The organism is Serratia sp. szju (genome assembly GCF_044594185.1).
GTDB lineage: Bacteria > Pseudomonadota > Gammaproteobacteria > Enterobacterales > Enterobacteriaceae > Serratia > Serratia bockelmannii.
The window spans coordinates 5,087,272-5,099,018 of record NZ_CP172576.1 but is presented as its reverse complement, the minus strand read 5'-3'; the positions used below and the strand labels follow the sequence as shown (position 1 = coordinate 5,099,018).

Sequence of the window (11,747 nt, the reverse complement as noted above, 5' to 3'; positions counted from 1 at the left end):
TGTCTCAATAGAGTTCCAGGTGCAGGCGCTGCTGCTCAATCAGCGTCTGCCACAGGTTTTCCGCCCCGCAGGCTTGCTCCAGCGCCGTCGCCACGGCATGTTCCAGATACTGACGATTGCCGCACAGGTAGACATGCGCGCCCCGCTGCAGCAGGCCGCTGACGACATCGGCGCGATCGTCGATGGCGTGTTGCACGTAATACTTGTCGGCGGCGTCGCGCGAGAATGCCGTGATGAGCCGTGTGAGTACGCCCGTCGCGTTCAGCGTGACCAACTCCTCGCCATACAGGAAGTCTTCATCGCGCCTTTTCTCACCGAAGATCAGGACGGTTTCACGCCGTTCGACCTGGGCGGCCATTTCGCGCAGTAAGCCAATCAACGGTGCGATGCCGGTACCGGTACCGATAAGCAGCACCGGCAAGGCGGTGTCGCGCGGCAGGTAAAAGCCGGGGTTGGCGCGGCAGAAAAGGCGGAAAGGACCGGGATGCTTGAGCAGCCAGCCGGTTGCCGTGCCGCGCCGCGTGCGGCCGCCGCGTTCATAACGCACGTCGCGAACGCACAGATCGAGGCTCTCTTCCCGCGTTGCCGAAGCGATGGAGTAGGCGCGCGGTAGGCAAACGGGCAGCAGCGCCAACAGGTTCTCCAGCGTGATCGCGTGCGGCGGGCAAAAATCGTGCAGCACGTCCAGCAGATCGGCGCCGTACAGATAACTCTCCAGGGCTTTGCGCTGACGGATCTTCAGCAGGCCTTTGAGCTCTTCGCTGTCGGCCAACTGCGCCAGCTCGCGCAGCGTCGTTTTGCTGAGCTGGCGCAGCTCCCGGCGCCGCAGCGCGTCGACGGCCTCCGGCCTGCCGAGCCAGTCTGCCAGCCGGGACAATAATCCTTCGTCGTTCTCCGGCAACAGATAGACGGTATCTCCCGCCCGGTAAACGATGCAGCTTCCGGCGATATTCAGCCGCAGATGCCAGGCTTGCGGCGTGCGAGCGCTGAGCGGCCGTCGTTCGAGGAGGGCGGCGCTGAACGCATGGTCTTCACCGTAGGCGGTCACGCGCAGATGCAAGTCGCGACCCGCCTGGGCATCGCCGGCCAGCACCTTACCCAGCGTCGTCAGCCAGGTGGTGAAGAACGGTTCGAAGTTAACGTCGGCGTCGACGCGATTGACGATGGCGCGGGCGCCGTATTGCGTCAGGCGCGCATCCAGCGCCTGCGTGAAGCCGCAGAAATGCGGGTACGCGGTGTCGCCGAGACCAAAGATGGCGTAGCGCAACCGGGGGGGATCCGGCCATTGCGCCAGCGCGTCGGAAAAACGCTCGGCGTTGGCGGGCGGTTCGCCGTCGCCAAATGAGCTCGAGACGATCAACAGGATGTCACGCTCGCCCACATCGGCGGGCTGGATGGCGTTGAGTTCTTTAACCATGGGGCGGTAGGGTTGCAGGCTGCTTTGCTCGCCCAGGCGCATCGCCAGCGCCCGGGCGTTGCCCGACTCCGAACCGTAACCAATCAGGATGCGTTCGATGATGTCGGCCATAGCGGTTACTTGTCGTAGTGGTTGTCGAACTGTTCTTTGGCGAATTCCACCGATTCGAAGTCGGTCATCAGATCGTTGATCACGCGGCGGATGCTGATATAGGCCTCGATATTGCCCTGGGCGTCATACAGCGGCTGCACCGTGGTGTCGACCACGTACAGCACGCCGCCCTTGCCGACGTTCGGAATGATGCCGGTCCAGATACCGCCCGCCTTGATGGTGTCCCACATCGCTTTGTAAACGGCTTTCGGCACGGAAGGGTGGCGCACGATGCTGTGGGGCTGGCCCACCAGCTCTTCCCGGGAAAAGCCGGTCAGTTGACAGAACAGGTCATTGACGTAGGTGATGGTGCCCTGCAGATCGGTGGTGGAGATCACCATCACTTTATCGAGCGCGGCCAGCAGCTGGGCGGAATCGAGGGTTTGACTCATGGTAGGTTCCTTCTCATTAACTTCGCGGTGAATGCCACGGCGGATGTCATGTATCCGTCATGACAGCTTTGTAATTAATTCTCATTTGCGATGATGGGGTGAATGGTAATCGGGAATTTTATAAGTTGCAATAAAAATGCATCTTTAAAGGCGCAGAAAGATCGCGAGGAGGCAGGTAGGGCAGAGGAGGCCCGCGCCGGGTGCGGCGGCGGGCCGATCGTGAGGCGTTTAGCGGGGGTCTTCGGCCCAGCCTTTGCGTTTGCTGGTTTTGCCGATGCCGGGGTTGAAGCTGTTGGTTGGATCGGCGGTGCGGTAGAACGTTTGCAGATCCGGTTTGGCGTGGTACAGGTGGCCAACGTTATGCTCCGCCGGGTACTCGGCGCCGCGCCGGTTGAGGATCTCGAGCATCTTTTCTTTCAGCGCATGGCTGTCCACGCCTTTTTTCACCACGTAGTCCTGATGGAAGACGTGGCACATAAAGTGGCCGTAATACAGCTTATGCACCAGCTGGCTGTCGATTTCCGGCGGCAGCGTTTCAAACCAGTCGGTGTCGTTGCGGCGCAGGGCGATATCCAGCGCCAGAATATCCTCCACCTTGTCGGCGTGCACCGCGTGGTAGCGCACGGCGGCACCGGCGGCGGCGAAGCGGTGCAGGAAGGCCTTTTTGCCTTCGTCAGGCGTGCAGGCGAAGAAGGCGCCTTCGGCCTGGGCGAAATAGTCGGTCAGATAGCGCTGTGCTTCGTCTACGCCGGGGCCGGCCATCTTCAGCAGCAGGTGGTGTTCGAAACGTTCGCGGTATTCCTTCATGCGCTTCGGCAGGTGGCTCGGTGCCAGATGGCTCAGGCCCTGCATCAGCCGATCGGTCAGGTTGTGCGGCAGCAGCGGCAGCTTGTTGAGGCTGGCATCCATGCGGCCTTTCAGGGTGAAGAAGCGCGGCATCTGATCGGTGCCGAGCTTGTCGATCATCATGAAGGTGTCTTTGCCGTACACCTCGGCGATGTCGAAGATATCGCGGTGCATGTATTCACCGGCCACCGGCAGGTTTTCGAATTTGCTCAGCATGTGGCGGCGCAGTTCGGTCAGCACCGCGGTGTGGTTGGTGCCGATATAGAACACCTGCTCTTTGCCCTCTTTCTCGAAGGTGTCAAGCCGCACCGCGAACACCGCCAGCTTGCCGGCGCAGCCGGAAGCTTCGTACAGGCGGCGTTTGTCGGCGTTGAAGCGGGAAGGGGTGTCGGCATCGACGTCGCGCACCCGGCTGGCGTACTCGTTATCCGAGGCGCGCAACTCGCCGTACTCGACGTCTGTCGGGCGATAGTCGCCTTTTTCTAACCGGGTGAGGATCTCTTCCGGCGTGTCGCCAAGCCGGATGCCCAGATGGTTCACCAGGCGCAGCTGGCCGTCTTCCCCTAACTGGGCGTACAGCGCCATTTCGGTATAGGCCGGGCCTCGTTTCACCAGCGAGCCGCCGGAGTTGTTGCATACGCCGCCGATCACCGAGGCGCCGATGCAGGAGGAGCCGATCACCGAATGCGGTTCGCGGCCGTAGGGTTTGAGCAATTTCTCGAGGTGGTGCAGGGTGCTGCCGGGGAAGCCGACCACCTGCTTGCCGTTGTCCAGCACCTGAATATGATCGAGGCGCAGAGTGCTGACGATGACGATGTCGCGGTCATAGTCGTTGCCGCTGGGGGTTGACCCTTCGGTCAGGCCGGTATTGGCGGCCTGCATAATGACGATTTTGTCAGCAGCCACGCAGGCCTGCAAAATGCGCCACAGCTGCAGCAGGCTAGTGGGAAACACCACCGCCAGCGCCTGGCCTTCGCCGGAGCGGAACCCCTTGCGATACCGCTCGGTGTTGCGATCGCCGGTCAACAGCTGCGGGCCGCCGACGATGTCTTTGAGCTGATTGATAAACGTCTGATTGCCTGACTGCATGCTGCCTGTCTCCCTGTCATCTCCGTCGCTTTAACCGCGGCGCCGGAGTGCCGCACATAAGCTAAGAGGTTATCAAGTGAATAACTTGTTAAGCTATCAGCTTGTTAAGCTAATGGCTTGCGTATTTAGTAGCGTTCGGCGTAGCCGGCGCGGCGCTCTTCGTCGCGCAGCGTCAGAATCTCCACGCCGTCGGCGGTGACCGCCACGGTATGTTCCCACTGCGCCGACAGTTTTTTGTCGCGCGTCACCACGGTCCAGCCGTCCTTCTTCTGCTTGATGCGGCGGTCGCCCTGGTTGATCATCGGCTCGATGGTGAACACCATGCCCTCTTGCAGCACCAGACCGCTGCCGGGTTGACCGTAGTGCAATACCGCCGGCTCTTCGTGCATGTCGCGGCCGATGCCGTGGCCGCAATACTCCCGCACGATGCTGTAGCCGGCCTGCTCGGCATGCCGCTGGATGGCGTGGCCGATATCACCCAGGGTGGCGCCCGGTTTCACCGCGCGAATGCCCTGCCACATCGATTCATAGACGTTGTTCACCAGCCGTTTGGCCAGCGGCGTCACCTGGCCGATGCAGTACATCTTGCTGGAGTCGGCGATGTAGCCGCCGTTTTCCAGCGTGATATCTACGTTGACAATCATACCGGAACGCAGGATTTTGCTGGCCGACGGCACCCCGTGGCACACCACATCGTCGATTGAGGTGTTGAGCACATAGGGGAAATCATACTGCCCCTTGCTGGCCGGGCGCGATTTCAGTTCTTCGACGATAAACGCCTCGGCGCGGTCGTTGATCTCCATGGTGGAGATGCCTTCGACGATGACCTCATCGAGCATAGCAAACACTTTGGCCAGCAGGGCGCCGGAATGGCGCATTTTGGCAATCTCTTCCGGCGTTTTAATCACAATCTCTTTCACCCGACAATCTCCTTCAGCGTCAGCGCGTTATCTTTCATCATTTTTTTTACCAGTTGCGGGTAAGTCAGTTCCGGATGGAACTCCGCCAGCATGCCAATCTTGATCCAGTACTCGGCCTGCGCGTTGATCGAACGCGTCATGGTCAGGCTGGCGAGGCGCAGATCGTCATGCAGCGCGTCCGAAATTTTTACGATGCCCATCGGCGTCTCCATAAGTAAACAATATATGAAGTGTATACGTTTAGGATGGTCGCGATGTGGCATTCCGTGGCGTAAGAAGATTCTGGCAACAACGATTGCCGCCGCCAGGCAATGCGTTTATTGTGATGAACGACTTTTTTGCCATGATTTTTTCAGAAGGATTTAAGGCGTGACTAAACTACGTGTTGGGGTGATTTTTGGCGGTAAATCGGCGGAGCATGAGGTGTCGCTGCAGTCGGCCAAAAACATTGTGGATGCAATCGACAAAGAGAAGTTTGACGTCACGCTGCTGGGGATCGACAAACAGGGGCAGTGGCACATCAACGACGCCTCCAACTACCTGCTCAACGCCGAGAACCCGGCGCTGATCGCGCTGAACCACTCGAACAAGAACGTGGCGCTGATCCCGGGCCAGGAAAAACAGCAGCTGATCGAAGCGGGCAGCGCCGGTGCGCTGGGCCAGCTCGACGTCATTTTCCCGATCGTACACGGCACGCTGGGGGAAGACGGCTCGCTGCAGGGGCTGCTGCGCATGGCCAATATGCCGTTCGTCGGCGCCGGCGTGCTCGGCTCGGCGGTCAGCATGGATAAAGACGTGACCAAGCGCCTGCTGCGCGACGCCGGGCTGGCGGTGGCGCCTTTCGTCACCCTGACCCGCGCCAACCGCGCCGGGTTCACGTTTGAGCAACTGAGCGAGCGCCTAGGCCTGCCGCTGTTCGTCAAGCCGGCCAACCAGGGCTCGTCGGTCGGGGTCAGCAAGGTGGAAAACCGCGCCGAGTTTGACGCGGCGGTGGCACTGGCCTTCAGCTTCGATCACAAAGTGCTGGTGGAGTCGGCGATCGTCGGCCGCGAGATCGAGTGCGCGGTGCTGGGGAACGACGATCCGCAGGCCAGCGTGTGCGGCGAGATCGTGCTGAGCGACGCTTTCTACTCCTACGACACCAAATACATCAATGAGCAGGGTGCTCAGGTGGTGGTGCCGGCGGCGATCGCGCCGGAAGTGAGCGACCACATCCGTGAGGTGGCGCTGAAGGCGTTCCGCGCGCTGGAGTGCTTCGGGCTGGCGCGGGTGGATGTGTTCCTGACGCCGGATAACCAGGTGGTGATCAACGAGATCAACACGCTGCCGGGCTTCACCAACATCAGCATGTATCCCAAGCTGTGGGCCGCCAGCGGCGTCAGCTACCAGGCGCTGATCACGCGCCTGATCGAATTGGCGCTGGAGCGCCACCAGCAGGATCGCGCGCTGAACAGTTCGGTGTTCGATCGCTAAACGCGGCAGGGGGCGGCGGTGCCGCCCCCGTCCATCACTTCACCGTCACGTCGATATCGCCGAAATACTTCTTCGACAGCGCCGCCACTGTGCCTTGCTGTTTCACTTTGGCGATGGCGGCATCCAGTTTCTTCTTCAGCGCCTCATCCCCTTTACGCAGGCCGAAGGCAATGCCTTCACCGAGGATCTTGTCGTCGCGCACCGCCTCGCCGACGAAGGCGAAGCCCTTGCCGTCCGGCTGCGACAGGAAGCCGCTTTGCCCCGACGGTGCCATCACCAGCGTGGCGTCGAGCCGACCGGCCGCCAGGTCAAGGTAAACCTGATTCTGATCCTGATAAGACACCACGTCCACGCCCGCCGGCGCCCAATGGGTTTTGGCGTAAATCTCCTGAATCGAGCCTTGCAGCACGCCCACGTGTTTGCCCGCCAGCGCTTTGGCGTCCGGCAGCAGGCCGCTGTCGGCCTTGGCGATCAGGCGGTTCGGCACCTGATAGATGGCGTCGGTAAAGGCGATCGCCTGGCGCCGCTGTTCGGTCACGTTCATCGCCGAGTTGATGGCGTCGAACTTGCGCGCCTGCAGCGCCGGGATCAGGCTGTCGAACGAGGTTTCCACCCAGCTGCATTTCAACTGTGCGGCGGCGCACACCGCGTCGCCCAGCTCGATGTCGAACCCTTCCAGTTTGCCGCTGGCGGATTTGGATTCGAACGGCGGATACAGCGCTTCCAGGCCGAAACGCAGGCTGTTTTCCGCCGCCAGAGAAGAGCCGGCGGCCAGCAGGCATCCGGCGGCGAACAGCGTTTTCAAAGCTTTCATAGGCAGTGCCCCTTTCCCATGGTCGGACAAAAAATTACACCTGGCTCAGACGGCGCGCGCCTTCCAGCAGGGTCTCGTTATCTTTGGAAAAACTCAGCCGAATAAGGCCGGTATCGGTGCCGTCGCTGTAGAACGCCGACAGCGGGATCGTCGCTACCTTCGCTTCGCGGATCAAGCGCACGGCGAAATCATTGTCGCTTTCGTGGCTGAAGCCGCTAAAGCGGGCCAGCATGAAGAAGCTGCCGCGGCTGGGCAGCAGCTCAAAGCGCGAATCCTGCAGGGCGCTGGCCAGCAGATCGCGCTTTTGTTGGTAAAACGCCGCCAGCCCCAGGTAGCTCTGCGGATTGGCGAGCGCGGCGGCGAAGGCGTGCTGCATCGGCGTATCGGCGGAGAACACCATGAACTGGTGCACCTTGCGGATCTCGTCCATCAACGCCGCCGGCGCCAGGCAATAGCCAACGCGCCAGCCGGTGACGTGGTAGGTTTTACCGAACGACGACACGATCACGCTGCGTTCCGCCAGCTGCGGATAGCGCGCCATGCTATGGTGAATATCGCCGTCGAACACCACGTGCTCGTAGACCTCGTCGGACAAGATCACGATATCGGTGTCGCGGGTCAGGGCGGTCAGGCGGTCGATATCCTGCGCGTCGAACACCGCGCCGGTCGGGTTGTGCGGCGTGTTGACGATGATCATGCGCGTTTTGCCGTTGATGGCGGCGGCCACTTCGTCCCAGTCGACGCGAAAGTCCTGCAGCGACAGTTTGATCGCCACCGGCGTGGCGCCCTGCAGGCGCACGATCGGCGCATAGCTGTCGAACGCCGGTTCGAAATAGATCACCTCGTCGCCGGGATGCACCAGCGCGCTGATCGCCGAGTACAGCCCTTCGCTGGCGCTGGCGATCACCGTGATTTCTTCGTCGGCGTCATAGCGCGCGCCATACAATCGTTCAGCTTTTTCCGCCAGAGCAGCACGTAATGCCGCCACGCCGCTCATCGGCGCGTATTGGTTATGACCTGCGCGCATGGCTTGTGCCGTTGCCTCGATCAACTGCGGGTCTCCGGCGAAATTGGGCGCGCCCTGCGACAGATTGAGGGCCTGGTGTTCGGCGCTGAGTTGGCCAATGACGGTGAAGATGGTGGTGCCGACGTCCGGCAGCTTCGAGCGGGATGAGCAGGCGCTCTGCATGATGGGCTCCAGGCAAACAGGGAAGTGTTGAGCGATTAAGCATCAGCCGGCGTAGGCGGACAAGGGAAAGTTTGTCATACTTGCCATGCACTACGATCATACCTAATCGAGGCACGCTATGCCGATATCCCTGCCGTCGCTCGACGTATTGAAAACCTTTGTGGTGGTGGCGCAACGCCTCAACTTTACCCATGCCGCCCGGCAGCTGCACCTGACGCAGGGGGCGGTCAGCCGGCAAATTCTCGGGCTGGAACAGCGTCTGGGCTATCCGCTGTTCAGCCGTCAGGCGCGCGGTTTGGCGCTGACGCCGCAGGGCACGCAGCTTCTGGCGCCGGTGCAGCAAGCGCTGGGGCAGTTGGATGAAGCCCTGACGCGGGCCGCCGCCCCGCCGGGGGCGCTGCGCATCAAATGCCCGACCTGCGCCATGCGCTGGGTGCTGCCGCGCATCATTCGCCTGCAAAATGAACGGCCGGACATGCATATCGAGCTGACCGCTTCGGTGTCGCACGGCCTGGATTTCAGTACCGAGCAGTTTGACGCCGCGGTGGTATTCGGCCGGCCGCCGGGTAAAAAGCTGACCGCGCACCTGCTGTTCGATGAAATCCTCACACCGGTCTGCACGCCGACATTTTTGCCGCCGACGCCTCGGCTGACGGACTTGACGGACAAAACCCTGCTGCACCCGACGCGCGATCGGCGCGACTGGCTGCGCTGGCTGAAGGCAGCGGGCGCCGATGCGTTGCCGTCCGGCAAGGCCCAGCATTTTGATACCCTCGATCTGGCGATGAGCGCCGCGCTGCAGGGGTTTGGCATCGCCATCGGCGATCTGTGCCTGCTGGAGGAGGATATTCAGGCGCAGCGTATCGTGACGCCGTTCCCGCTCTGCGTCAGCAGCGGCGCGGCCTATTATTTGGTCTATCCTGAACGCACGGTGGCGCCGCCGACGTTAACCGCGCTGGTCGATTTTCTGGCGGCGGAGGCCGCCGACAGCCGCGCCCGGCTACAGAATTACCTGCCGATGACCTGTAATGCTTTGTAAACATTAGCGATGCGAATTCCCTTGGCGATGAAACAGAGTGTGGCAAACTGTTTCTTCACTCCGATTAAACCCCGCGGCTTTAGCGGCGGAAACACGCCTGAGATAAAACAAGATGAAATGGCTTTGTGTGGTGAGTATGTTGTCCGGTCTGGCCCTCAGTCCGGCTTTTGCGCAGGAAACGCCGATAACGCAGGGCATTCACGCCCAGCAGCGCGACGCCTTCGTGTCCAATTTGATGAAGCAGATGACGCTGGAAGAGAAGATCGGCCAGCTGCGGCTGATCAGCGTCGGGCCGGATAACCCGAAAGAAGCGATCCGCGAGGGAATTCGCAAAGGGCAGATCGGCGCCATTTTCAATACCGTTACCCGGCCGGATATCCGGGTGATGCAGGATCAGGCGATGCAGCTCAGCCGCCTGAAAATCCCGTTGTTCTTTGCCTATGACGTGGTGCACGGCCAGCGCACCGTGTTCCCGATCAGCCTGGGGCTGGCGGCCAGCTTCGATCTGGAAGCCATCGCGCTCAGCGCCAGGGTCGCGGCACAAGAGGCCAGCGACGACGGCCTGAACATGACCTTCGCGCCGATGGTCGATATCACCCGCGATCCGCGCTGGGGCCGGGTCTCCGAAGGCTTCGGCGAAGACACCTGGCTGGTCTCGAAAATCGCCAAGGTGATGGTCGACGGTTTCCAGAACGGCGATCCGGCCAAACCCGGTTCGGTGATGGCCAGCGTCAAGCACTTTGCATTGTACGGCGCCGTCGAAGGCGGACGCGATTACAACACCGTCGACATGAGCCCGCTGCGCATGCATCAGGACTATCTGCCGCCTTACAAAGCGGCGGTGGACGCCGGCAGCGGCGGGGTGATGGTGTCGCTTAACGCGATCAACGGCGTGCCGGCCACCGCCAACCCGTGGCTGCTGAAAGATCTGCTGCGCGAGCAGTGGGGCTTTAAAGGCATCACCATCAGCGACCACGGCGCGATTAAGGAACTGATTAAGCACGGCGTGGCCGCCGACGCGCGCGACGCGGTGCGCCTGGCGATCACCTCCGGCGTCGACATGAGCATGAGCGACGAGTTCTACGACAAATACCTGCCGGGCTTGGTGAAAGACGGACTGGTGTCTGAAAGCGATATCGACCGCGCCTGCCGCGACGTGCTGAACACCAAATACGACATGGGGCTGTTCACCAATCCTTACGTGCATCTGGGCCCGGCGGGTTCCGATCCGCAGGACACCAACGCCGAAAGCCGCCTGCACCGCGCCGAAGCGCGGGTGGTGGCGCGCAAGACGATGGTGCTGCTGAAGAACGATAAGCAGACGCTGCCGCTGAGCAAGCAGGCGACCATCGCGCTGGTCGGGCCGATGGCCGACAGCCAGCGTGACGTGATGGGCAGTTGGTCGGCCGCCGGGGTGGTCAAGCAGTCGGTCACCCTGCGTGAGGGGCTGGAGCGGGCGGTGGGCGACAAGGCGCGCATTCTGTACGCCAAGGGCGCCAACGTCACGCAGGATAAAGGCATCATCGACTATTTGAACGAGTATGAGCCGGCGGTGGCGTTCGATACCCGTTCGCCGCAGCAAATGATCGACGAAGCGGTACAGGCGGCGAACAAGGCCGACGTGGTGGTGGCGGTGGTGGGGGAATCGCAGGGTATGGCGCACGAGGCCTCCAGCCGTGCCGACATCACGATCCCGCAGAACCAGCGCGATCTGATTGCCGCGCTGAAAGCCACCGGCAAGCCGCTGGTGCTGGTGCTGATGAACGGCCGCCCGCTGGCATTGAGCTGGGAGAGCGAGCAGGCGGACGCGATGCTGGAAACCTGGTACAGCGGCACCGAGGGCGGCAACGCGGTGGCGGACGTGCTGTTCGGCGATTACAACCCGTCGGGCAAGCTGCCGATGACCTTCCCGCGCTCGGTCGGCCAGATCCCAATGTACTACAACCACCTGAACACCGGCCGGCCGTTCGGCAAGGAGAATCCGGGCAAGTACACCTCGCGCTACTTCGATTCGCCGAACGGCCCGCTGTATCCGTTCGGCTACGGCCTGAGCTACACCACCTTCAGCCTGTCGGACCTGAAATTGTCCAGCCCGACGATGGCGCGCAACGGCAAGTTAACCGCCAGCGTCACGCTGAAGAATACCGGCAAGTACGACGGCGCCACGGTGGTGCAGCTGTATCTGCAGGACGTGACCGCCTCGGTCAGCCGGCCGGTGAAAGAGCTGCGCAACTTCAAGAAAGTGACGCTGAAGGCCGGTCAGTCGCAGCAGGTTGAGCTGCCGATTAGCGAAGACGATCTGAAGTTCTACAACGCCAGCCTGAAATGGGGGGCGGAGCCGGGCAAATTCAACGTGTTCGTCGGCCTGGATTCCGACAACGTGCAGGCGCAAAGCTTTACGCTGAAGTAACCTTTTCC

10 protein-coding genes are annotated in these 11,747 nt (G+C 61.6%); 3 read left to right on the top strand and 7 right to left on the bottom strand.

The annotated features are described in order from the left end of the window. Positions 1-4 precede the first annotated feature (4 nt). The 5 genes from RE418_RS24210 to RE418_RS24190 all read right to left on the bottom strand — a co-directional run bounded on the left by RE418_RS24210 (position 5) and on the right by RE418_RS24190 (position 5,014). Positions 5-1,528: a sulfite reductase flavoprotein subunit alpha gene (locus RE418_RS24210; RefSeq protein WP_089180657.1), complete on the bottom strand. Its 1,524-nt coding sequence runs from the start codon at positions 1,526-1,528 to the stop codon at positions 5-7. 5 nt (positions 1,529-1,533) lie between these two features. After that, positions 1,534-1,959 carry a PAS domain-containing protein gene (locus RE418_RS24205; RefSeq protein WP_023447580.1) on the bottom strand — a complete coding sequence of 142 codons (426 nt, stop codon included), beginning with the start codon at positions 1,957-1,959 and terminating at the stop codon, positions 1,534-1,536. Positions 1,960-2,187: 228 nt separating this feature from the next. Then, complete coding sequence (gene dld / locus RE418_RS24200; RefSeq protein WP_025301973.1) at positions 2,188-3,894, bottom strand: D-lactate dehydrogenase; 1,707 nt, start codon at positions 3,892-3,894, stop codon at positions 2,188-2,190. Positions 3,895-4,019: 125 nt separating this feature from the next. Further along, positions 4,020-4,814 carry a type I methionyl aminopeptidase gene (gene map, locus RE418_RS24195; protein ID WP_043136821.1) on the bottom strand — a complete coding sequence of 265 codons (795 nt, stop codon included), beginning with the start codon at positions 4,812-4,814 and terminating at the stop codon, positions 4,020-4,022. Continuing rightward, complete coding sequence (locus RE418_RS24190; protein WP_006324220.1) at positions 4,811-5,014, bottom strand: ParD-like family protein; 204 nt, start codon at positions 5,012-5,014, stop codon at positions 4,811-4,813. Before RE418_RS24190 ends, map begins: the two co-directional genes overlap by 4 nt. Before the next feature lie 169 nt (positions 5,015-5,183). On the opposite strand from RE418_RS24190, the gene ddlA reads away from it, so the two are divergent. Beyond that, positions 5,184-6,287, top strand: a complete 1,104-nt coding sequence (gene ddlA / locus RE418_RS24185; protein WP_049295212.1) for a D-alanine--D-alanine ligase — start codon at positions 5,184-5,186, stop codon at positions 6,285-6,287. Positions 6,288-6,321: 34 nt separating this feature from the next. Here the strand turns inward: ddlA and RE418_RS24180 are convergent, their stop codons facing one another. Then, positions 6,322-7,101, bottom strand: a complete 780-nt coding sequence (locus RE418_RS24180; protein WP_025301975.1) for an ABC transporter substrate-binding protein — start codon at positions 7,099-7,101, stop codon at positions 6,322-6,324. A gap of 34 nt (positions 7,102-7,135) precedes the next feature. Further along, complete coding sequence (locus RE418_RS24175) at positions 7,136-8,290, bottom strand: methionine aminotransferase (RefSeq protein WP_021503974.1); 1,155 nt, start codon at positions 8,288-8,290, stop codon at positions 7,136-7,138. A gap of 118 nt (positions 8,291-8,408) precedes the next feature. Here RE418_RS24175 and RE418_RS24170 point away from each other — a divergent pair, with 118 nt between their 5' ends. Continuing rightward, positions 8,409-9,329 (top strand): LysR substrate-binding domain-containing protein, encoded by a 921-nt coding sequence (locus RE418_RS24170; RefSeq protein WP_043136835.1) that lies wholly within the window; start codon positions 8,409-8,411, stop codon positions 9,327-9,329. A 112-nt stretch (positions 9,330-9,441) separates the two neighbouring features. Then, entirely contained in the window at positions 9,442-11,739 is a 2,298-nt protein-coding gene (bglX, locus tag RE418_RS24165) for a beta-glucosidase BglX (protein ID WP_089180658.1), read from the top strand. Positions 11,740-11,747 lie beyond the last annotated feature (8 nt).

Coding starts and splice junctions, on each gene's coding strand:
- RE418_RS24175 (WP_021503974.1), bottom strand. CDS start 8,290: ATGCAGAGCGCCTGCTCATCCCGCTCGAAGCTGCCGGACGTCGGCACC.
- RE418_RS24190 (WP_006324220.1), bottom strand. CDS start 5,014: ATGGGCATCGTAAAAATTTCGGACGCGCTGCATGACGATCTGCGCCTC.
- RE418_RS24170 (WP_043136835.1), top strand. CDS start 8,409: ATGCCGATATCCCTGCCGTCGCTCGACGTATTGAAAACCTTTGTGGTG.
- RE418_RS24180 (WP_025301975.1), bottom strand. CDS start 7,101: ATGAAAGCTTTGAAAACGCTGTTCGCCGCCGGATGCCTGCTGGCCGCC.
- RE418_RS24210 (WP_089180657.1), bottom strand. CDS start 1,528: ATGGCCGACATCATCGAACGCATCCTGATTGGTTACGGTTCGGAGTCG.
- bglX (WP_089180658.1), top strand. CDS start 9,442: ATGAAATGGCTTTGTGTGGTGAGTATGTTGTCCGGTCTGGCCCTCAGT.
- dld (WP_025301973.1), bottom strand. CDS start 3,894: ATGCAGTCAGGCAATCAGACGTTTATCAATCAGCTCAAAGACATCGTC.
- RE418_RS24205 (WP_023447580.1), bottom strand. CDS start 1,959: ATGAGTCAAACCCTCGATTCCGCCCAGCTGCTGGCCGCGCTCGATAAA.